The organism is Devosia psychrophila, assembly GCF_000971275.1.
GTDB classification, from domain to species: domain Bacteria; phylum Pseudomonadota; class Alphaproteobacteria; order Rhizobiales; family Devosiaceae; genus Devosia; species Devosia psychrophila.
The window spans coordinates 153,322-175,561 of record NZ_LAPV01000093.1 but is presented as its reverse complement, the minus strand read 5'-3'; the positions used below and the strand labels follow the sequence as shown (position 1 = coordinate 175,561).

The 22,240-nt window shown below is 58.6% G+C and carries 18 protein-coding genes, 1 tRNA gene and 1 pseudogene; 9 read left to right on the top strand and 11 right to left on the bottom strand.

Annotated elements, in window-relative coordinates:
- Nucleotides 1-3 precede the first annotated feature (3 nt).
- The 8 genes and pseudogenes from hisD to WH91_RS09495 all read left to right on the top strand — a co-directional run bounded on the left by hisD (nt 4) and on the right by WH91_RS09495 (nt 5,403).
- On the top strand, nt 4-1,299 hold the full coding sequence (gene hisD / locus WH91_RS09525) for a histidinol dehydrogenase (protein ID WP_046170754.1): 1,296 nt from the start codon (nt 4-6) through the stop codon (nt 1,297-1,299).
- Between the two features lie 8 nt (nt 1,300-1,307).
- Nucleotides 1,308-1,781 (top strand): annotated as a pseudogene (locus WH91_RS25360) (UPF0262 family protein); the annotation flags it as partial.
- A gap of 6 nt (nt 1,782-1,787) precedes the next feature.
- On the top strand, nt 1,788-2,306 hold the full coding sequence (locus tag WH91_RS25355) for an arsenate reductase/protein-tyrosine-phosphatase family protein (protein ID WP_282567550.1): 519 nt from the start codon (nt 1,788-1,790) through the stop codon (nt 2,304-2,306).
- 125 nt (nt 2,307-2,431) lie between these two features.
- Entirely contained in the window at nt 2,432-2,650 is a 219-nt protein-coding gene (gene infA, locus WH91_RS09515; RefSeq protein ID WP_046138947.1) for a translation initiation factor IF-1, read from the top strand.
- 10 nt (nt 2,651-2,660) lie between these two features.
- Nucleotides 2,661-3,299: a Maf-like protein gene (locus WH91_RS09510; protein WP_046170753.1), complete on the top strand. Its 639-nt coding sequence runs from the start codon at nt 2,661-2,663 to the stop codon at nt 3,297-3,299.
- Nucleotides 3,299-3,496: a DNA gyrase inhibitor YacG gene (gene yacG / locus WH91_RS09505; RefSeq protein ID WP_046170752.1), complete on the top strand. Its 198-nt coding sequence runs from the start codon at nt 3,299-3,301 to the stop codon at nt 3,494-3,496. The genes WH91_RS09510 and yacG overlap by 1 nt, the downstream gene beginning before the upstream one ends.
- Nucleotides 3,497-3,795: 299 nt before the next feature.
- Nucleotides 3,796-3,871 (top strand) — tRNA-Phe (locus WH91_RS09500).
- A 98-nt stretch (nt 3,872-3,969) separates the two neighbouring features.
- Nucleotides 3,970-5,403 (top strand): tyrosine-type recombinase/integrase, encoded by a 1,434-nt coding sequence (locus WH91_RS09495; protein ID WP_158409546.1) that lies wholly within the window; start codon nt 3,970-3,972, stop codon nt 5,401-5,403.
- 58 nt (nt 5,404-5,461) lie between these two features.
- Here WH91_RS09495 and WH91_RS09490 read toward each other — a convergent pair whose 3' ends face one another.
- The 8 genes from WH91_RS09490 to WH91_RS09455 form a co-directional block, all read right to left on the bottom strand.
- Complete coding sequence (locus tag WH91_RS09490) at nt 5,462-7,900, bottom strand: hypothetical protein (RefSeq protein WP_046170750.1); 2,439 nt, start codon at nt 7,898-7,900, stop codon at nt 5,462-5,464.
- An 88-nt stretch (nt 7,901-7,988) separates the two neighbouring features.
- Nucleotides 7,989-8,510 (bottom strand): ribonuclease HI, encoded by a 522-nt coding sequence (gene rnhA / locus WH91_RS09485; protein WP_046170749.1) that lies wholly within the window; start codon nt 8,508-8,510, stop codon nt 7,989-7,991.
- 86 nt (nt 8,511-8,596) lie between these two features.
- Entirely contained in the window at nt 8,597-9,160 is a 564-nt protein-coding gene (locus tag WH91_RS09480; RefSeq protein WP_046170748.1) for a hypothetical protein, read from the bottom strand.
- Nucleotides 9,160-9,666, bottom strand: a complete 507-nt coding sequence (locus WH91_RS09475) for a hypothetical protein (protein ID WP_046170747.1) — start codon at nt 9,664-9,666, stop codon at nt 9,160-9,162. Before WH91_RS09475 ends, WH91_RS09480 begins: the two co-directional genes overlap by 1 nt.
- An 888-nt stretch (nt 9,667-10,554) precedes the next feature.
- Entirely contained in the window at nt 10,555-11,433 is an 879-nt protein-coding gene (locus tag WH91_RS09470; RefSeq protein WP_158409545.1) for a tyrosine-type recombinase/integrase, read from the bottom strand.
- Between the two features lie 142 nt (nt 11,434-11,575).
- On the bottom strand, nt 11,576-11,881 hold the full coding sequence (locus WH91_RS09465) for a hypothetical protein (protein ID WP_046170746.1): 306 nt from the start codon (nt 11,879-11,881) through the stop codon (nt 11,576-11,578).
- 284 nt (nt 11,882-12,165) lie between these two features.
- The gene (locus tag WH91_RS09460) at nt 12,166-12,834 is read right to left on the bottom strand and encodes a recombinase family protein (RefSeq protein ID WP_046170745.1); all 669 of its coding nucleotides are present in this window, start codon (nt 12,832-12,834) and stop codon (nt 12,166-12,168) included.
- Between the two features lie 467 nt (nt 12,835-13,301).
- A complete protein-coding gene (locus WH91_RS09455; protein ID WP_074797295.1) occupies nt 13,302-15,278 on the bottom strand; it encodes a tetratricopeptide repeat protein in 1,977 nt (658 codons plus the stop codon).
- 650 nt (nt 15,279-15,928) lie between these two features.
- Here WH91_RS09455 and WH91_RS09450 point away from each other — a divergent pair.
- Nucleotides 15,929-17,401, top strand: a complete 1,473-nt coding sequence (locus WH91_RS09450) for a glycosyltransferase family protein (RefSeq protein WP_144408359.1) — start codon at nt 15,929-15,931, stop codon at nt 17,399-17,401.
- 75 nt (nt 17,402-17,476) lie between these two features.
- Here WH91_RS09450 and glgX read toward each other — a convergent pair whose 3' ends face one another.
- From glgX to treZ, 3 genes are all read right to left on the bottom strand, one after another.
- Nucleotides 17,477-19,561 (bottom strand): glycogen debranching protein GlgX, encoded by a 2,085-nt coding sequence (gene glgX / locus WH91_RS09445; protein ID WP_046170742.1) that lies wholly within the window; start codon nt 19,559-19,561, stop codon nt 17,477-17,479.
- Nucleotides 19,562-19,762: 201 nt separating this feature from the next.
- A complete protein-coding gene (locus WH91_RS09440; protein WP_082102082.1) occupies nt 19,763-20,416 on the bottom strand; it encodes a YihY/virulence factor BrkB family protein in 654 nt (217 codons plus the stop codon).
- A 24-nt stretch (nt 20,417-20,440) separates the two neighbouring features.
- Nucleotides 20,441-22,237 (bottom strand): malto-oligosyltrehalose trehalohydrolase, encoded by a 1,797-nt coding sequence (gene treZ, locus WH91_RS09435; RefSeq protein ID WP_046170876.1) that lies wholly within the window; start codon nt 22,235-22,237, stop codon nt 20,441-20,443.
- Nucleotides 22,238-22,240 lie beyond the last annotated feature (3 nt).

The following is a 22,240-nucleotide window of genomic DNA, read 5'->3' as shown; positions in this document are numbered from 1 at the left end:
GCCATGACGCTCCGCATCGACAGCGCCGACACGGATTTCGAGCCGCTTTTCCAGCAGCTGCTCGATGGCAAACGCGAATCCAGCCAGGATGTCAGCGACATCGTCGCCGGGATTGTCGCCGATGTACGCAAGCGTGGTGACGTGGCGGTGCTGGAGCTGACCAACAGGTTCGACCGCACGCATTTTGCATCGGCGGCAGACTTGCGCATTTCTGAAGCCGAGATCGATGCGGCTGCGGCCAGCGTCACCCCCGAAGTGCGCGCGGCGCTGCAGACGGCGCATGATCGCATCAAGAGCCATCACGAAAAGCAGAAGCCGGAAAACCAGATCTATACCGACCACCTCGGCGTGACGCTGGGCACGGTCTGGACGCCGGTCGATGCCGTTGGCATCTATGTGCCGGGCGGCCTCGCCAATTACCCGTCCTCCGTGCTGATGAACGCCGTGCCCGCCAAGGTGGCCGGTGTCTCGCGCATTGCCATGGTGGTGCCAACGCCCGATGGCCAAATCGCCGCGCCGATCCTGCTGGCGGCCAAGATCGCTGGCGTCACCGAAATCTACCGCATCGGCGGCGCGCAGGCTGTGGCCGCACTGGCCTATGGCACGGCCACCATTGCCCCTGTCGACAAAGTTGTCGGTCCCGGCAATGCCTTCGTTGCGGCTGCCAAGCGGCAGGTGTTCGGCAAGGTCGGCATCGACATGATCGCCGGCCCATCCGAAGTGCTGGTCATCGCCGATGGCTCGGCCAATCCGGCCTGGGTCGCCGCAGACCTGATTGCCCAGGCCGAACACGGGGCAGGGGCTCGCTCCATTCTGGTAACGACCGAAAAGGGTCTGGCCGACGCCGTCGCCGCCGAAGTCACTCGCCAGATCGATACGCTGCCCAATCCGACCCACGCGCGCGAAGGCTGGGAAGAACACAGCGCCATCATCACCGTCGCTTCGCTGGCCGAAGCCGTGCTGCTGGCCAATCGCATCGCCTCGGAACACATCGAGCTGGCGCTGGACGATCCACAGTCGATCCTCGGCTCCATTCGCCATGCCGGCGCGATTTTCCTCGGTCACCACACCCCCGAGGCCATCGGCGATTATGTCGGCGGCTCCAATCACGTTCTGCCCACCGCCGGCACCGCCCGCTTCACCTCCGGCCTTGGCGTGCTGGATTTCATGAAGCGCACCTCGATCCTTGGTTGCGATCCGTCCTCGCTGGCCGCGCTCAGCGCTGCGGCGATCACGCTGGCGGAAGTCGAAGGTCTCGACGGCCATGGCCGCTCGGTATCGATAAGGCTCAACCGTTGAGCATCACGATGGAAAGCCAGGCCAAACCCACCGATACGGACCGCCTGGTCACCGTCACGCTTGACCCCAATACCATCACCTCGATCGATCCTGATGTGGTGCATGAGTGGCGCATTGCCATTTATGACCTGCTCGAAGACAACCGCTTTCGCCCGGCCCGCGTTACGGCCAAGGGGCCGTTCGCGCTGCATATGTCGATCGTCGGCAATTCCATCGTGCTCGACGTGCGCCACCCTGAAACCTTCCAGCCCATCGCCGCACATTATCTATCGCTGACCCCGTTCCGCCGGCTGATCCGCGACTATTTCCGCATCCGCGATGCCTATTACGAAGCCATCCGTTCGGCGCAGCCGTTCCAGATCGAAACCGTCGACATGGCGCGGCGCGGCCTGCATAACGACGCCGCCGAACTGCTGCACACCCGGCTGACCAACAAGATCATCATCGATCTCAATACCGCCCGGCGCCTGTTCACGCTGATCTGCGCCGTGCAGCCCTATGCCAGCCGCATCGACGAGAGCAAAAGCGAACTGCCCACTGTGTTGTTCGTCTGCTCGATGAATTCGGTGCGCTCGCCGATTGCCGCGGCTCTGGCGCGCCAGTCGTTCCCCGGTCGCATCATCGCCCGCTCGGTCGGCGTCAATGGCGGCAAGGCCGATCAGTTCGTGCACGAGGTCATGGAAGAGATCGGCATTGATATGAGCGTCCACACGCCCCATATCCTCGATGAGCTTGTTGCCAACCGCTTCGATCTCGTCATCACCCTCTCCGACGACGCTTTGGATGCCGTTTCCCGTAAGGGTCTCGAGGCCGGCGTCATCGAGTCCTGGCAGGTGCCTGATCCGTCCCTCGTCGAGGGCAATCGCGAGCTGGTCCTGGGGGCTTATCGCGATCTGCGCGACAGTCTGCGCAAGCGCGTTCGCGATCGGCTTGAGCCACTGGTTTCCCGAACGCTTCCAGCAAAAGTGGACACCAGTTTTATGGTTCGGAACGGCGACCAACAGTGACTTGCGCCGCCGCGCAGCGGACGTGGCGCAAGAGGTTCACAAACCCATTGAATTGAAGTAGGTAGAGGCCACTTTCCGACCCGTGGCCGGCGAGCTATGCCCCTATGGGTCTATCAGGAGACAGTATGGCGAAGGAAGAAGTGCTCGAATTTCCGGGCGTAGTGGTTGAATTGCTCCCCAATGCGACGTTCCGCGTCAAGTTGGAAAACGAACATGAGATCATTGCACACACCGCTGGCCGCATGCGCAAAAACCGCATCCGCGTGCTGGCTGGCGACAAGGTCCTGTGCGAAATGACGCCATATGACCTGACCAAGGGTCGCATCACATATCGCTTCAAGTAAGGCTTGAGTCATGGCCAGTCGTCCGGATTTGATCCTGGCCTCCGCCTCGCCGCGTCGGCTGGCGCTGCTCAACCAGATCGGCATCGAGCCCGAGCATCTGGTTCCGGCCCATGTCGATGAAACCCCCGAAAAGGGTGAGTTGCCGCGCAAGCTTGCGGCGCGTCTCGCTGATCTGAAGGCACTGACCGCTCAGCACAAAGCCCGCTCTGCCGGCTTTGGCCAGGGCGCGCTGGTGCTTGCCGCCGATACGGTGGTCGCGGTAGGCCGTCGCATCCTGCCCAAGGCCGAGACCATGGAGGAGGCAACCGAGTGCCTTCGCCTGCTCTCGGGCCGGGCGCATCGCGTCTATACCGCACTGACCGTGCTGACGCCCTCCGGCGCCAAGCGCCAGCGCCTGGTCGAAACCCGCGTGCGTTTCAAGCGCCTGTCCACCCGCGAAATGGAATCCTACCTCGCCAGTGCCGAATGGCGTGACAAGGCCGGCGGCTACGCCATCCAGGGCATCGCCGGCGCCTTCGTAGTCAAGCTCTCCGGTTCATACACCGGCGTCGTCGGCCTGCCCCTGATGGAAACCGCCCAGCTCCTCGCTGGCGAAGGCTACCCGGTGCATTTCAACTGGCTCAACCAGTCCACCCTGTCCGGCGTCTGATGGCCACCGAACGAAAATGCCCGATCTGTAAAAAAGCCGCCTCTGAAGCCTTCAAACCCTTCTGCTCCAAGCGCTGCGCCGACGTCGACCTAAACCGCTGGCTAACCGGCGCCTACGTTATCCCAGCGAGAGACGACGAACCCCAAAGCGAGGGCGACAACTCCATCCCCGACTACGACGAGGATGATAATATTTGAGGCATGGGCTGGCCTTGGGCCAGAGCGATGAAGCGAGAGGACCGCAAGGCCAAGACAGCCTGCAAGGTCGTAGGGCCAACATGGAATTCACACCCGCGATGTCATCCCGGCGAAGGCCGGGACCCATCCTGAGATTGCGGCGAAAACACCTGACGATGAGCCTGCAAATCCCGGGTTTCGTCATGATAAGCCGCCCCGCAGCAAACTCCTTTTCCACAAGTCCTTTTCCCGCTTGCGCGGCAAAAACCCATCCCCTATAAGGCCCATGGCTTGAAGCCGGGCGGTTGATCCGCCCCGTTGCCCGGGTAGCTCAGTTGGTAGAGCAGCGGATTGAAAATCCGCGTGTCACTGGTTCGATTCCGGTCCCGGGCACCATTCGCTTCCAAGAAGCGCAATAAAATCAATGATTTCATAGAGATGCTGTTCCTTCCGGTACACAATGCGGTACACACGGAGAACACATGGGGCTCGTCTTGAAGTACGTTGTAAGAACGCCAGCGGGCGCATTTCAGTACCGCCGAAGGGTGCCCAAAGAGGTCGCCAATGTCATCCTCAAGCTCGAGTTTAAGCAACTGCTGGGGGAGACAGAGCGGTCAGCTTTGGCAGCTTGGCCGCGATACAATGCGCAGGTCGAGCGCGAGATTGCCGACGCCCAACGTAGCCTTACCCGTGCCGCCGGTTCCGGCATTACGACGGACCGCGAAGCTTATCTAGCAGCCATGGAGCGCGTGGCCGCACTAGAGGCCGCTGCCACGTCCGCCGATGCGCTTGACGTTGCTGCCGATAGCATGATGGATCGGTATCGGCGTGATCCAGAGACCGGCGACCCCGTTGGCGCTAATCCAATTGATACGCACACCATAAACCTGCTGCGGAATAGGGCGGGAACGTACCCGGCACCAGAAGTCACCCTCGAAGACGCCAAGCGACTTTACATTGCTGAGAAGTCGAAGGAGGCCGGGTGGGCCGACGATACTCGCGCGAGTGGGCGTGTTGACCGGGTAATTGGCATGGTTGCGGAGGCTCTCGGGCGCAATCCTGTTGTGGCGGGGTTGACGCGGGATGATGCCCGCAAGGTTCGAGACCACATGCTGGCGCGTCTCAAGGTCAACGGCGAAAAAATAGCAGCAGCATCCGTTGCGAGAGAGCTAAACGACATTAAGGCCGTAGTCTCTTTCGCCAAAAAAGAGATGGGATTGCTAGGGACGTTTCAGAACCCATTTAACGATCTTTCGGTGGGCAATGGCGATCAGTTTATGTCGGATGCGGAGAAACGCCTTCCGCTTCCACCTGACATTCTCAAAGACGTACGCTCCCGCGTAGTCGCGCACTCAAATCCTGAACTCGCCCTGATCTGGCAAATACTCGAAGGCACGGGGTGCCGCCTTGCTGAGATTGCAGGCTTGCGGGTGCAAGACATTGTTCTAGACGGCCAGTTGGGGGCCGCATTCCCCCATGTCAAAGTCATGTGGCACGAGGATCGTCGGGTCAAGACCCGTGCGTCCCTTCGGCACGTTCCCCTTGTGGGCGCTGCTCTGGATGCCGCCCGATCAGCCTTGAAGCTCCCCCGTGAGGCCCACATGGTGTTTCAGGCCTATGGCCGACAAAGGGGCTCTGACACTGCTTCTGCGGCTTTGATGAAACATGTGCGGCGCGTGACGCAGAACCGGAAACACGTGGTGCATTCTCTCCGCCACAATATGAAAGATAACCTCGACCTTGCCGAAGTCGGGGCGCTCGACCGAAATCTGATTATGGGTTGGTCGCTGGGCGGCGTTGGGGACCGGGTGTATGGCGGTGACACGCGGGCACTTCGAGTGACGACGCGGGCGATGAAGCGGGCAATGGGAATACCACTGACCGACGCCGATAGGGGCGGCGCAGATACCCACGGTGATCGCCACTAGACTAGACAAAAAGGGCCCCACTAGCCTCCACATAGGGACACCAGCGGGGCCTGCTCAATTACATCGGGGGAGCAGCTATCGGGCTCCAGCCCACGTTGCCGTTGAGGTCTCGCTCCTCTGCCGCTGCCCGAACCCGCGCAAGCTCCTCTTGGACCTTTTCAGGGGTCATGTTGCGGAGCAGTTCATCTCGCTCAAGGCGGTCGTCTAGGACACCCTGTAGGTAGTCCGCAATGCCGGGGCTCATCTTGCCGGAGCGGCCACGGAACTTGGCGATGTTCGCTTCCATGTCTGCGATGGAGGCGTCGTAGCGGGCCTGCCCGGCTACCCGGTCGGCGTCCTTCCCCTGCACCATCTCCAGGACCATTGCGTCATGCGCTCGGGCTGCCTGTGTGCGGTGGACGTTGAGGGACTGAGGGGTCACGTAGCCGGAGCGCACAGGGAGCCCGGTAGCCTTGTTGATGACAAACCATTTGTTCTGGTTTGGACCAGCTGGCCGGATGCTCAAGTCGTCAGGGCTCTCCAATCCGTAGGCGTCCTTGAACGTGTCAAAGGCAGCCTTCAATTCAGCATCCATTAGAACCGGAAAGTCCTGAGGAAGGTCCGCATGGTCCGGCACGAGGAGCCCGTTGATCTCGACGGACGTGTTCTCGATCTCAGCCTTGATCTGATCCCGGATTTCCCGCTCATTCGAGCTACCGAGCGCCATGTCTTGGATGCGCGACACCACGTAGCCGTAGTTTGAGCCCCGGTCGTCATCCATATTCAGGCCGCGCAACACGTCGCGGGCAATCTCTTGCGTCGTGTCGGCATTGAGGAGGTTTCGAGCCCTTTCGGTCTCCGGCATGGCGACCCGTTGAGCAGCGAAGTGAAGTGCATCAGCGGGGGGCATTCGGCGGTTGGTGACGCCGAGCGCGTAGACCTCAAGGAACTCTTTGGACTTTGGATCGGTCAACAAGGTGGAGGCGTAGGCGGGGTTGGCCGTGGCGATTTCCCGGTAGAGTTCGGCGCTGTCTAGCATCTGCTGCTGCACATCACCGCGCTCCACTAGGGTCTCCACCGTGGCCCGCATGGCGAGACCGTTGAAGGTGTCAGCCCACTCGGTGTTAGGGAGCTTGTTTCCGGCGTAGAAGGCCAGCTTCTTGCCCCGGATATAGGAGGCTGCCCGCGCGGGGTCGGTGCCGTTCTCGACCATCTTGGCCTCCCGGTTGGTCATGTCGGTCTCGAACAAAACCACGGCCTGCTCGATCAACTGCGTAGAGGACACCGTGCGGGTCCCTGTGCCTTCATTGGCGATAATCTCCACATCTTTGATGCGGGTGCTGCCGCCGTACCGGGTGAGCATGCCAAGGGTCTCCACCGATGCTCGCTGTTCCGCTTGACCGGATTGAAAACGCTGCTGTCGCTTGACGTCCTCGGTGGCGAACCTTGCGGCCTCTGTGGTACGAATGCCGGTGGACCGTTGGACCATGTTAGCCAGTTCAGCGTCGTCCCAAATCCCCAGCCCGTCTCGCTTAAAAGCCTCGTCGGCGGTGAAGGCCCCGCTCACAATCAATGCATCAGCTTCGACTTGAGCCTCCAGACTATTTGCCTTGGCGTTGTCCTCCCAAACTCCTTGCGCGGTCTCGACCATCTTGAGGCCATCCACGGCGAACTTAGGGATGGACACTAGGGACGGCAGCGGTGCCCCGTTAGCGCCCACGCGGGTGCCCTGGAGGAGTTCCCGCACCATGTCCTTATCGCCCTTCACGGCGTACTCAGCAGCCAGCGCATAGAGCGTGTCGTTCTGCTCTTGGCCGGACATTTCGAGGAAGGTACGGTTGGAGGCCGAAGCCCCGAAGATGGCCTGAGCGCGTTCGTTGGCGGTCTTGCCCGCAGCCTCCATGTCGTCGCTTGCATTGCGGAAGCTGGCGACCACGGTGGTAGCGATCTGCTCCTTGACGAAGCCGACCTTCTGCTCGGTGTCGGTGGCCTGCCACTGCGAGAAGTGATTGCCGGTGAGGCGGTAGAAGTTGCCCTTGGAAATCTCGCTCGGCATGGCGGCAGCGTACTCACCACGCATCCGCTCGTATTCGGCGTTCATGTTCCCACCGACCTTTTCGAACTCGGTGTTGTAGAAGGTGGTCCAGCCGGTGCGGAAGTCGTCGTTGGCCCGTTCACCAAGCAGCGCATCGAGCGCATCCTGCCGAGCCCGAATGCCATCAGGGGTGCCCAGCCGGGCCTCCTCCTTTAGCTCACCCATCGTCATCTGCTCACGGCGGGCAACCCAATCACGGTTCATGTCGGAAGCGGGGTCCGCCTGCTTTGCTTCTTGTCGCTGGCCGTAGCCTTGTAGGGCGGTGTTAAGCCCACCTAAGGCGGACGCGAGGGCGCGTAAGTTGCCCCCGGTCTCGACCTGACGCGGCTGGATAAAGGTGCTGCCGGGAATGCCAGCAGGCTTGAGAGCGGCTTGCCCTAGTTGGGACGCTGCGACGTTAGTTCCGAATAGGCCATCGGCCATTTGTTGGTGATCCTGTGTGGTTGAAAAAGAAAGGCCCCCGAGAGACAACCTCAGGGGCCATGGGACGGTGTTTGGGTGTGGCAGGAGCTTAGGCGGCAGCGCTCAGTCGAAACGGTGTCATGCCTTCATTGGCTAGTGCATCGGCCCGTTCGTTTAGTGGATTGCCAGAGTGGGCTTTGACCCATTGCCAATCGATATTGAGCCCCTGCGCTACTTCGCACAGCTTCTCCCATATCTCGCGGTTCTTGACGGGCTGTTTGGCGCTCGTCCGCCACCCGTCTGCCTTCCACTTTGTCAGTCGCCCCGACATGCCGAGGATCAGATACTGGCTGTCGCTGTAGAGCTTGATTGGCAATGCAGGATCAAACCCGTCGCTGGCCTTGAGGACCGAAATCCCGTTGATGGCGGCGGCAAGCTCCATTCGGTTGTTGGTGGTGACTGGTTGTCCTCCGAACTCGTACAGCCGGTGATTTACGCTGTTGCCGTGCCAATAAAGGATGACGGCTCCCCAACCCCCAGGACCCGGATTACCCGAGCAAGCGCCGTCTGTGTAGATGGAGTAGTCTGTGTAGGTCGTAGGCAAAGAAATGCTGTTGTCAGACGCGCTCATGCGGTCTTCCCCTGTGTGTTTTGGGTTGGTTGTGGGCTTCCGTAATCTACCCACCACAGAACATGGTGTAGGTAGCGAAGACCCCATTAGTGCAGGATGGCGTTGCGCTTAGAGATGCGCCGGTCAATCTGAACCCGGCGAACCTTTTCATATTTGCTGACCACCTGCTGTGTGACGCCGATGATCCTCGCCTTGTCAGACTGTGACAGCGCCGGGTAGAAATCGACCAGCCAACAGACTTGTTCCTGCACGGCCATATCAGGGTCAATGCGGCGATCTAGAAAGGCCCGCAAGTGGTCCCGTGCGGTTTGCCCTAAGTTGGACAGGCTGGCGAACTCTCCTACGGCGTTGTCCCACCGATCATTAATCCAGTGATGGGCGTCAGGCCCGATCACGTCGAACTGGATGCCCTTGAACGAGCGTTGTCGTCGTCCCCATCCGCAATCAGTGACCCATGAGGCGAGGCGAAGCTTTAGGTCACGGTCTTGTCCCTCGGAGGCAAGGAAACCCATTTCAACAAGGATGGCACGGGTCTGCCGTGGCCCGACCCCTTTGGACTTCGCCAGTTCGGAGATCGTTATCCACTCCCCGACGCTGACCCGGAGAATGTCCCCATTGGTGCGGTCAATGGCGTCTTGAAAATACTCCATTAGCGCAGGGCGTCCGCCTCGCTCATGCCAGCTTCAAGTCTGCGCCAGAACTCAACCTGCGTGTCCGGTGTGAACTCAATCCGCTCAGGCTTGTCAGTGGTGTCGTAGATAGCCCAAATCGCCGCTAGCTTCGGACGGAGCGCCTGAACTATGCGAAGTGTCTCGGGGACGTTTCTGAGCGACATGGCTGCACCGTTCTGGAGTAGACGCTTGACGTATCGCGCATCTTTCCCCGCATCTGACAACAGGGCCTTCATGTCGTGGCTAGGGGGCGCGGTACGGGGCGTTTCAGGCGTTGGTGCCGGAGACATGGCCCGGACCACGAACAGCGCCACAAGCCTCCGTTCAAGCTCCTCAACGCGGTCCATAGCGACACTTACGTTGGGGTCAGCATTTCGCCCACCTGCCAACGCGGTAGAGAGCATCGCGCCTATGTAGGACGTGTTTTTCGCGAAGTTGTACGGGCCGTCGAGCCTGTAGAAAGCGTCTGCCTCGTCGCGGGTCATAGCGGCGGGATTAGGTGTTCGCATTGATATTCCTGAGTAGGTCGGGGGAGAGGGTTGGGGTTGGCTGTAGCTGTTTTGTTATGGTCATCATTGGTTTCCTGTGGTGATCAGCAAAAAGGCTCCGCTGGGCTGTTAGCGGTGGCCGTGAGGGCTTGCTGATGGTGATTTGGGTGGAAGCTAGAGGCGTCAGAAACAGATAAGTCCGCAATGGAGCGTCCTAGTGTGCAACCCGTTCCGGACTGGTTTGATGGAGTAATTACACGCGACGGCCCATCAATCGGACCAGTGACGTACGGTGAAGTCTGAGCCTTCTTGTCATCGCAACACATGCTGCTACCGGGAGGCACACTTGACCGGCTCCCCACCTCACGGCAGGGACTTTCATATTCACAATGTCAAAGAACCGACCCCATCGGCGTGAGCCAAAGGCGTCTTGCGGGGATGCCGCAGGGTAGGCTTGGGGGATGGCGCGGGTGGTGGAGCCGTGGGCGACCGGATGCATCACAGGCGGGGCCTATGAGATGGGTCGCGGGCTACTGGCTGGACTGGAGAGGTGTCGAAGATTTCAACACCGGCTTGTGTCGTGGTGGGACCACATCACCGAGGCGCAATACGAACGCTGATTGCATTCGATGACCGTGTATGAAGGGCCGCAGCCAATCGGTCAATCCCTCAAAAAGCGCTTTAAATTCAGGTCACTAGATATATATCCACAACCCAGCCAGTCCCACCAAGGACTTAGCTTCCCAACTGTGACCCACACCGGTGATTTGTGACCTAAAGAAAATGCAGTAGTAGCGGCGACCGCGCTTTTTAGCCGAGGTCTGACCTCCGCTAGAACGCCCACATAGTCGCCAACTACCTGCATGTCGGCAACCGGGACGCTGGTCAGCCAGCATTCTCCAGGACATGAAGCACGTCCTCCAGCCCGCTAGGCTTCAACTGCATGTAGCGCATGGTGGTATTGATCGAGCTATGACCCATCCATTCCATAACGCGCTTCACGTCCACGCCGCCAAGCACCAAGCGAGTGCAGCAAGTGTGCCGCAGGGTGTGCGGGTTCACGTCCTCGTAGCTCAGGACGCCCTTCATCTGCCGCCAACGCTCGACCATCGTACTCCGGTGGAGCCCCGCGAAGGGTCCCAAGGTGCCCGGCATGAGCTTCTTGCGCTGGGCTAGGATTGCCCGTGACCGCTTGGTGAGTGGCACAGTGCGCGGCTTGCCCGTCTTGGTCAGCCAGAACGTGATCGAGGAGAAGTTTGGACCGAAGGCGTCCCAGCGGACCGGGCGCATCTCCGACCAGCACCGGGCTCCGGTGTCGATTAACAGGGCTGTGAGGTCGTGCATGTCCTCGTGGCCTGAGGCAATCCAGTAGTTGAGCAGGACCCGCTCCTCGGTCGTGTCGAGATAGCGGTACTTTGTCTTTTCCTCGCGGTTCCAGCGGATGGCAGGCATAGCCGGGATAGCTCCCGCCTCGTGGGCGACCTTGAGCAGCTTGGAGAGCGCCGCCACCTTGCGGTTGACCGTCGCAGAGGACAATCCGGTCTCAGCCAGGTCGATCTTGAGTTCGGCAATGTCCGCCGCCGTGATCTCAGCAAGCCGCTTATGCCGCCCGTAATGCTCCACGATGGTTTTCGCATTAATGCCAGCCGTCTTGGCCGACTTGAGGTTCGCCCAATCGGTGCGCCATACGTGGTCGAAACAGTTGCCTAGCAGGGACAGGTCACGGGCGCCGTTGGGGCGTGTAAGGTTGCGCGTTGGGGGCAACGGGCTCCCCGCCTCTACCGCCCACCTAGCCCCGTCCTCCCACGCAATGGCCTCCTCCTCAGTCCCAAAAGTGGGCCGGAGCCGAAACCCGTCCGCATCCCGCACGTCCGCCTGCCAGCGCTTCCCACGCAACCGCGCCATGTCAGCGGCCCCCCGTTGTGACAGAGGCCCACCGGGCGGGCAGGGCTGCGGCCTCCTCAGGGAGTGAAGCGGTGAGTTCGAGGAGCAGCATGAGCCCCCAGCGGTAAGGGTCTAGGGTCTGGCGATCCTCGATCCCGCCCGTGTCGACAATGGCGAATGCCGCTTGAAACAGAAGCTCACCGACATTGCGGAGGTCGGCAACGGCGTTGAATGCGGAGAGAGGTAGGGCTGCGGCGTGGGAGGCAGCTTTGAGCGCATCCGAAGCGGCAACGAAGTGGTCGAGGCAGGGGGCCTCATGGGAAGTCATGATACTATGCTCCGTCCCCGATAATGGGGTCCGGTGCCTATTGATGCGATGAAGTCACGTCATGCAACAACTATAACGTCACCGTATGGCGACAATTCTGACAATGTCACCGAATGGTGCCAATATTTGCCCGGTAAAGCCCGCGCCTTTTGCGGCAATAACAATCGGATTTGTCACTCGGCAGTGACATATATTGGGTTGATTTATTTAGAGAAGCGCCCGAATGACTGAGACCGCCCCAATAATGGAGGCGAATGCGATATAGCCCCAATGGACAATCTCCATCATGCGGGCTCCCCGTTCACTCTCTCTAGTATGCGCGACACCTGCTTCGCCGTCCAAGTCCCACCCCGCGCCGTTGCCACGTTCATTTCGTTGAGTAAGCTAGCAATCTGCGAGAGGTTCTTTCCCGCCACCTGTAGCGGCGCAATGATCTTCAACACCCGCTTGTCGCCTTGAATGGTCTGGGCAAGCAAAGCAGCGTTCCGCTTCATGGTCTTGTCACGTAAGCCGCCGAGCTTCTGCCCCCGCGCTTTTGCCGCCTGCAATGCCGCCTTGGTGCGGGCCGATATGAAGTCCCGCTCCTGCTCAGCAAGTGCGGCATAGATATGCAGTTGAAACTTGTCCGCCTGGGGCATTTGTGCCACCCGCAAGCTCACCTTGGGGTCATCCATAACGGCAGCGATGAACGACACCTTGCGGCTCAGGCGGTCGAGCTTTGCCACCAGCAGTTCCGACCCCGTGTCACGCACTAGCTTGAGTGCCTTTTGTAGCTCCGGGCGATCATCCGTCGCGCCGGAGAGAGTGTCTTGGAAAGACCCAATGACTTCAAACGGCACCGCTGAGAACTGAGTGAGGAAAATGTCTATGTCTCGCTGTTGAGCCTCAAGGCCCAGCCCGGAGCGGCCCTGCTCAGCAGTGCTAACCCTCGTGTATGTGACGTACTGCTTCACGGCTTGTCATCCAATGGCGTTGTGTATGACATGAGCAATAACGGCGAGCTTGTCTAATGTCAACGTTCGTTGTGCATGACAAGAAGGGGCATGGAGTGATTGCATTGACCGAGATAATCCGCACAAGCCGCAACTTACTCACAGGGAGCAAGCTGAGTAAGTTTGCATTCTGGATGGTCTGTGGCCTGATGATGCCGGAGCAGGCGGGGTGCTGGCCCAAGTAGCCGCCAGCGTGAATACCAATGGAGTGCTGCAAGGGTACGGGTACACTGTTCAACAGGGTGGCAGGACCGTGTGCCAAGACCCCGAAGTCTGGCCCGACTTCAAAAGCCAAGGCAGTTTCATCGTCTGCCTCCAATGGTGAGGTGAACGGGACCGCCGGGGGGGGGGGTGCGGGGCTCAACGACCGTCGAGTTCGGCCCTTCACATTTTTGGGTCATTTTTAGGCCCTGTCGCTCGTACTCCGATTACCCCTCAAGCTCAGACGCAATAACCCGTTTAAATGTTTCCACCACCTCTCCCGCCCAAGTCATAAGCTTAATTACATCCTGTGCTTCATTGAAGTATAGGATCACATTTTGTTTGCTGACGTTATCCGTAAAAAGCGACTGCGACTTACGATCATTCTCAACGCTTCTTTTGGCGACAACCGATCGACCATAAACGGAACCCTTTATAGTCACCTTATGAAGGACTTTCTGAGTTGGTGAACTGATCATCAAACCCGAGAGGCCGCTAGTCGCTTCTGTCTCATAACTTCCACTGGCGGAAAATCTGCTATCCTGTGAAGCCAAAGTTAGGGAGTATTTCTCACCGATCCAGTGCGACTTGCTAACATCTGAACTTTTGGAGACTATCGAAGTGCCGAGTTCTTTAAAGAAGGACGCCTTCTGAGCCGCATGCTCAACTGCTCGTATTACCGTAGCCTCTTCGTTTTTTTGTGCTTTTTCTGCCCGCGAGAGTGTGTCTATTAGGTTGGCATGGGGATGTTTATTTTGAAGAGCCGTGACGCTGAGTTCACGGGCGATCTTCGCAAAGCCGCCCTTTAAATACTGATTGCCTAGATTACTGGTAGCTAAGGTCTCACCCATATTGTGGGCAGTTTGATAAGCATCGACGGCTAACGTCTCTAAATCTAGATGACCATACGCAACACCCAAGTTGTTCCAAGTCATTGAGCCTCTGTCGGCGGGAGAAATGCGCACATAATTTACAAGTGCAAGATCTTCGTTTCCATTCATCGAATGCTGGTATGCCAATTGGAAGCGGGTGTCTTCGTTGTCCGGGGCCAATGTTGCTAGGCGTTCAAGTGAAGCTAGGTAAAGTGGCTTTATCTCTAAAATCTCTGCTACATCGCGGATAGCGCCAGCAACTAAAGTCTGCTCTTCGTACCCTTCTGTAGGCGCTAGTGTTCTTAGCCGATCAATAGCGGACCATGCTTCGTTGGCGTTTCCAGCCTTAGCAAAATGATACCCGGCGCCTCTAATCATTTCGAGCGTGCTAAGCAAATCCTGCGATGCGTCTTGGGAGGCGGCTGTGAATATTTTGGCGGCCTCGTGATCTTCTCCAAAATGCGCTAGTGATCTCGCCAATATTGCTGCAATCTCTGTTGCGCCCGGGTTTTCATCGCTAATTGTCCTTAGCTCGGACAGGGTCCCTCCGAGACCGTTTTCCATTCGCGCACTCAAGACAATCGCGTCGAAAATCGCTTTGTCTTTCTTCGTGTGTGACATGCCGGAAAAAGAACTCACCAGTTCATCAATCCGCAGCATGTCCTTCTCATACCCACCAATTCGAACGGCAAAGCGATACTTGTCCAAGTCCCAATCTGCGGAGATTGGGCCATCCAGCCAATGCTCTTCCCGCACGTTCCTGTTAGTGTCGTCAATCGCGACCACGTCGGCGGCGATGCTGGTTGGCACCACAGTTAGTGCTGAGCTAGGCGCCTTATCATCAGGGCTTCGCAGCGCCTTGAGCATTTCCAAAAATTTTCCAAACGACTTCTCTGGTGATGCTCGATTGAACGAAATGTACTCGACATTGCCTTGCAGACCGCCCGGCGGACGAACCCCTTCCTCAAGAAGGATGATTACCTTCATACCTTTGCCTACCGCGTACCCAATCTCTTGGATTACCCAGTCGGAAGTCTTCCAAGATAGATCGTCATTTTTCACAAATGACTTCGATGGTTGGAACGGCGCTTTTGCTCTTTTTGACGGGGAAAACGCGTACTCTTTTTGAGAGCAAATCCCAATGAAGGTGTTGCATTGATCAAAGATGCGAATGACTTTTTGCTTTAGTTCAGCGGGTTCGGCGGGCTCAGCATGGTGCCAAGAAAAACCATCACCCATGTTTGCAACTTGGGTGAAGTAATCAGTGAACTGTCTTATTAGGTCCGCGTCATCGGGAGTGAAGCTGTGGCCAACAAATGCCTTAACGTCCATTTGAAACTCCGATGTGCATATCCGCAAGAAATCGGTGCAAATCAGAGAGCGCAATGGAACGGCCATTTCTTTTCCATTCTACTAACAACTCATTGAACACTGCATCCCACGCCTCACTGCTCATCGCGGCAGCTAATCGCTTCCAAATCCTGGGTATATAGTTATTGGGCTGTTCGATCGTATGATCTTGGCACCTTGCATCATGTCGTTAGTCCCGTTATCACGGGCACACAATCGCAGCACGTCAGGCACACGCTGCGAATTTTGTAGAGGAAGATAGCACTCTATTAAATCGTTGATGACGTTGGATATAATTGGTTTTTTGACTGGTTCGATTTTGACAATCGTCGCCGGTCCCGGGCACCATCTAACTCGTCAATAGCTCCAGACGTTAGATAGCGCGTGTGTGTGATGCACATGCTTCTCTTGACGCAGTCATGTTGAACGCGTTCCCCAACATTCGCGGCTTTCTCCATAACCTCCGTAAACCATAAGTCTGCACGTCTGGAAGTGTGGCTTTTGGAGAGCCTGAATCTCGAAGTGCCGTGCCGCGAGATGAAACTCGCGGTAAGCATTAGCTAGACCTCTGCTCTGCAAAACGATTGTTATCGAAGTGATGCTAGGTTCACGCCAGATTTTGGGTCTGTGGCGTGGCGGGCGGGCAAATGGCGGGTGGGGAAAGTGGCACGAGGGCGCCGGTGGTGTCCGGGAGTGCGCAGAGGCGGACAACGACTCTGGGGACTTTTTTGTTTTGGATCCTGTTCGCTGTAGCGCTTGCAGTCCGCGTCGGCATCGCGCTGGGCGGGCAGTTCATCCACCACCCCGACGAGATTTTCCAGACCATCGAGCAAAGCCACCGCGTGGTGTTCGGCTATGGCCTTGTGCCATGGGAATATGTGGAAGGTATCAGATGGTGGGGCCTGCCGCTTTTCCTGTCGCTGCCGATGCGGGTGGCGTCATGGTTTGGGGGCGGACCAGATGTCTATATGCCTGCGATCCACATTATGGTGGCGGCAATTTCGGTTCTGCCCTTCCCGTATCTGTTCGTGGTTCTAAGCAGGCGCTTCGGGGGGCTCATCGCCGCGCTAAGTTGTGCCATTCCGATGTTCTGGTACGAGAACATCGCCCTCTCAAGTAATACGCTCTCGGACAGCATTTCGGCGCCATTTCTGGGGTTGTGCGCCATCTTGCCTTTTGCAATTCGCTGGTCGTGGCGTTCTTTGGTGGTCTGGACGGGGCTGCTGGTGCTGACATTCAGCCTGCGGTTTCACCTGGCGCCGGCGCTGGCGGTGATCGCGATTTCTGCCTGGGTTTTGATGAGCGCACGCGACAAAAAACTCAGCCTGATCTTTGTCGGCCTCTGGCTGCTGGTGGTTGCGGTGTTCGACATGGCGACCGGTCTATGGCCGTTTCAGCATGTGTGGTTGAACCTGTGGCGCAATATCTTCGATGGCGTGGCAGCGACCTTCGGCACCAGTCCCTGGTACACCTATCTCGAGTCCATGGTGTTTAATTGGGGAGCGGTGGCCGGTGGCGTCGGGGCCGGCATCGTGCTGGTGACGATAAGGCAGCACTGGCGGCTAACCTTGCCGGCGATACTGGTGGTGTTGGCCTTTTCTTTTATCGGGCACAAAGAATACCGCTTTTACTTTCCAGCCACGTTGCTGATGACCATAGCGATGGCCTGGGCCGTTGCCTATCTCGCTCGCAGCATCGCGACGGATATCCAGCCGCGTGGGCTGGCATGGATCGGGACACTATTTCCAGTTCTGGTCTGCGCCGTCATCGCGATACCGAACCAGGCCAGATTTCAAATTCTGTTCCAGCAGCAGGAAGACAATGAGATCGCTGCGATGCGCTATTTGGCTCAGCAGGATGATCTTTGCGGCGTGATCACGTCCGAGTTAATCTGGTATACGGCAGGCTATGTCTATCTGCACCGCGATGTACCCTTTGCCCAAACCGGCGTAGGCGAGGCTTCGCTAGCGTCGCCGGAATTCAACTATTTGCACTATGTGGATGACGGGACACCGCCCCCCGCGCCATATATGGATTCGGTGTGTTTCAATCATCCTATGTCACAGGCAATCTGCGTTGCGCACCGCGCAGGAGACTGCGGCTGAACGCTGTACGGCAGCAACAGCCGTCGTTCGCGAAGGTATTGCCGACCGCTAGGGACACGAGCGGCCGGCGTCCCGTTACCGCATCAGCAACAGTGACCGCGGCGCCATTTTGATAGCCTCGCCGCCCTTCACCGAGCGCTCGGAATGCTCCGGGGACGCTGTGTCGATCTCCACGGTCCACGATTCATCATCGGCGCGCGCAGGGACGACGAAATCCACCTCGCCGTCGTGTGGGTTGAACAGCACGACCAGCTCCCACCAGATGCCGTCCTGGCCTTTGAGGTCATCGCGCGACAGGCGGATACCCAGCGTCGTTGCGCCGGCATCGAGCCAGTGGGCGGCCTGCTGCTCGCCGCCGCCCGGATTGTACCAGGTGACGCTCATCATATCGCGCCAGTTGTCGCGGTGGATCAGCGGCTGGGCATTGCGGATGGCCACCAGCTTGCGGACGAACTCGGTCAGCGCCTTGGCATTGTCGTTGAAGTCCCAATTGATCCAGCTGATCTCGCTGTCCTGGGCATAGCCATTGTTGTTGCCGCCCTGAGTGCGGCTAAATTCGTCGCCGGCCAGCAGCATCGGCGTGCCGTGTGACAGGAAAAGTGTGGCGAGGAAATTGCGCTTCTGGCGTTCGCGGGTGGCCACGATGTTTTCATCGTCGGTCTCGCCTTCGGCGCCGTAATTGAAGCTGCGGTTATCGTTGTGCCCGTCGTTGTTGTCCTCGCCGTTCGCGTCATTGTGCTTCTCGCTGTACGACACCACGTCATGCAGGGTGAAGCCGTCATGCGCGGTGAGGAAGTTGACCCCCGCCCAGGGTCGGCGGCCGCGCTTGTCATAGACATCGCCCGAGCCGGTGAAGCGCGCGGCGAAGTCGCCTGAGGTGTGATCGGTGTTCTTCCAGTAGTCGCGGACAGTGTCGCGATACTTGTCGTTCCACTCGGCCCAGCCGGGCGGAAAGCCGCCGACCTGATAGCCGCCGGGGCCGATGTCCCACGGTTCGCCCACCAGCTTGACCTTGGCCAGAACAGGATCCTGCCCAACCGCATCGAAGAATCCACCGCGCTGGTCGAAGCCTTCCGGCTCGCGACCGAGAATAGTGCCGAGATCGAAGCGGAAGCCGTCGATATGCATGTCTTCCGACCAATAGCGCAGGCTGTCGGTGATCATCTGCATGACGCGCGGATGGCTGGTATTGACCGTGTTGCCGGTGCCGGTGTCGTTGATGTAGTAGCGCGCATCGCCGGGCATGGTGCGGTAGTAGGAGAAGTTGTCGATGCCCTTCCAGGACAGCGTCGGGCCCATTTCGTTACCTTCGGCGGTGTGGTTGTAGACCACGTCCATGATCACCTCGAGCCCGGCATCGTGGAAGGCGCGCACCGTGTTGCGCAACCCGTTCATGCCGTTGGGCCCATAATAGCGGCTGGCCGGCGCAAAGAAGCCCAGCGTGTTGTAGCCCCAATAGTTCCGCAGGCCTTTCTGCAGCAGAAAGTCATCATCGGGAAAAGCGTGGATCGGCAACAGCTCCACCGAGGTGACGCCAGTCGACTTGATGTAGTCGATCACCTCACGCTGCGCCAAACCCTCGAAAGTGCCGCGCAATTCTTGCGGCACGGCGGGGTGCAACTGGGTAAAGCCCTTGACGTGGGTTTCGTAAAAAATCGTCTTGGCCCAGTCGAGATTGGGCTTGCTGTCGCCCGACCAGTCATAGGCGCGCGGATCGACCACCCGCGCCTTGGGCGTGACTGAGGCGCTGTCCTGCTCGTTGAACGAAAGGTCCTTTTCCTCCGCATCGGCGTTATAGCCGAAATGGGCGGGAGACCATTGCACATCGCCCACCAATTCGCGCGCATAGGGGTCTAGCAACAGCTTGTTGGGATTGAAGCGATGGCCCTGGCTTGGCTCGAACGGGCCATGCACACGATAGCCGTACAATGTCCCTGGTCCGACGTCGGGCAGATATCCGTGCCAGATCTCGTTGGTATATTCGGGCAGGGTGATCCGTTCGACTTCGGCGCCGCTGGCTTCATCGAACAGGCACAGCTCAACCCGGCTGGCATAGGCGGAGAACAGCGCGAAGTTGGTGCCTTCGCCATCCCAGTTGGCGCCCAAAACAGTGTAGTCGCCGGGGAGGATCGAAGGTGAGGAGCTAATGATGCTGGACATAGGTATTCCGTGTTGTTGCACCGCAGAAACGAGCCTGGCCCGCGCCAGTTGCACACGCACCCAGTCCGATTGAGAATTGAACTCTGATAATCTTATCGACGAGGGCCAGTTGCGGCTTAATGGCCGCGATGCGCGCCCCAGACATCGAGGCGTCGATGATTGCGAACTGCCAATCGCTCCGTTTCAGAAGGTACGGGGCGGTTAGCGACGTCTTCGCGCCGCGTAACGAAGAGCGGCTGCAGCAGGCAGTGCAAATGCCAGCGCACCGAGAGAGAGCCGTTTCTTGCGTAGCGGGTTAGCGGGTTCAGCTTCAACTTTTTCACGGTCCAACGGCCAGGCCCTGCCGACGGTGTCGGCCATTTTGGCGCCACGCGCGCCGCGCGGCTTGTCTGGCCCCGTGGTTGAATCGCGAGCCGTCTGATGCTCGATTTCGGAGTTGAGTTCGGCGCCGATAACAACCAGGGTTACCGAGATCCAGAGCCATGACATCAGGCCGATTACGGCGCCGAGGGATCCATAGGTGGCATTGTCATCGCTGAAATTGGACACATACCAGGAGAAAAGGATCGATGTGATGCCTAGTGCCACAACCGACAGCACCGTTCCCGGCGTTATCCAGCGCCACTTGGCGTTCCGGCGACCTGGTCCCCAACGGTAGAGCGCCGCCAAGCCTGACACCACCACAAGCATTGCCAGATACGAAGCCACCCCTACCGTCCACTCCAGACCGCTGGCCCCCTGCAGGGCGCCGATTAAAAACGGCATGACGACAACGATAGGTAGGTCCAAGCCTAGGCGGGCTGAATGATCAAAGCGCCACTCTGTTCCCCGCGAATTCTGCCTATTCAGCGGCATCCTGGATCTTGTGGGCGGCACCCATCACACTTCAACCGTCCATAAAACGCTCCACGGTCCCAGCCGGCCCTGATCGGCAAACCCTTCCAGATGAACGGGGCGTCCCAGCACAGCGGGGATGTCACCTTTGGCATCATTGTCGAGATTGGCGTAAAGCCGGAGAACCGAGCCATCGCCCATGTTCCAGCTGACCAAGACGGCATTCGGCCCAAGGATTTCATACCGAGATGCGAAGCCCTCTTGCCCAACAAGGCGGGGTATGACTTCCATCTTTCGAATATCGATCAACGCGCGATAGTGGGCGAGCCATGACGCATGGTGTTCGCTCGCAAGATTTTGCCAGTCCAGCTTGGCAGATGCGAAGGTCTTGGGGCTTGTCGGATCGACTGCCTCTTCGACGTTCGGCTTCCCAGGATCCTCGTACTCCGGAGTGCCCTTCAGGTCCTCCTGACGTCCTTTGCGAACGACGTCTCGAAGCTTTACTGGGAGATCCGAGAAAAAGGGAAACGGCGCTGCACTCGCCCACTCCTCACCCATGAACAGCATCGGTATCTGCGGTGAAAGCAGATAGACCGCACTCAGCGCCTTGATAGCATCCTCATTGGCCAGTTCGGTGATGCGGTCGCCTTTGATGCGATTGCCGATCTGGTCGTGGTCCTGCATGTAAACCACGAACGAAGTCGAGGGCAGCCCGGCACTGGCGTGACCGCGCTTCATCCCTTCATGCGGTTTTAGCTCCCCCTGATAGGCAAACCCTTCCGCGAGCGCACGGCCCAGCTTGTCGCAGCGTTCTTCCAAGTTATCGAAATCAGCATAGTATCCCGTATTCTCGCCCGTTGCGGCCGCATGCAGCAGGTGATGAACGTCGTCATTCCATTGAGCCGTGTAATGAACTGGCTCCAAGTCGCTGTTCCGCCGAAGCCAGGTCTCCTGGTTCGCTGCGTTCTCCAAAATCAGGTGGGTGTGGCGGTGCGAGCGCGCTGCGCGAATTCTTGATGCAAGCTGCTCAAGGATATGGGTCGGGCTGTCGTCCGCAATAGCTTGAACCGCATCAAAGCGAAGGCCGTCGAAATTGAACTCTATGATCCAGTAGAGGGCGCTTTCGATGGTGAACTCCCGCACCACAGCAGCATCCGCCCCATCGTAGTTGATGGCCTCGCCCCAGGGGCTTTTGTGCTTTTTGGTGAAGATTGGAGCAATCGCCGGCAGATAGTTTCCATGCGGTCCGAAGTGATTGTAGACCACGTCGAGGAACACCATGATCGACTGGCCATGAGCCGCATCGATGAAGGCCTTGAGGTCTTCCGGGCGGCCATAGGTCGAATCTGGTGCGAACCACATGGCGCCGTCATAGCCCCAGTTGAACCTCCCGTGGAACTCGGCCAGCGGCATGATCTGGATCGCTGTTATGCCCAGCGTCGCCAAGTGGTCGAGTTTGTCGATCGCCGCCAGGAAAGTTCCTTCCTCGGTAAAAGTGCCAATGTGGAGTTCATAAATGATGGCCTCTTCCCAAGGCCGCCCTTCCCATTGTGCGTCTGTCCAGACGTAGTCCCGGGGCTGGATAACTTCGCTATAGCTATGGATGTCATCGGGCTGATGACGCGACGCTGGGTCGGGCATTTCGGAGTCATCCGGAAGCACATATTTGTAGAGCGCGCCGGGCTCGACGCCATCGACATCAAGGCGGTGCCACCCGTCGTCCTGGGCTTCGAGTTCCAGCAGCGTTCGACGTCCCTTGATCTTGAGTCGCATCGACTTGCACTTTGGGGCCCATATCTTGAAGCGGGTGCCGCCGTCACGGGGCTCCGCTCCAAAGCGCATTTT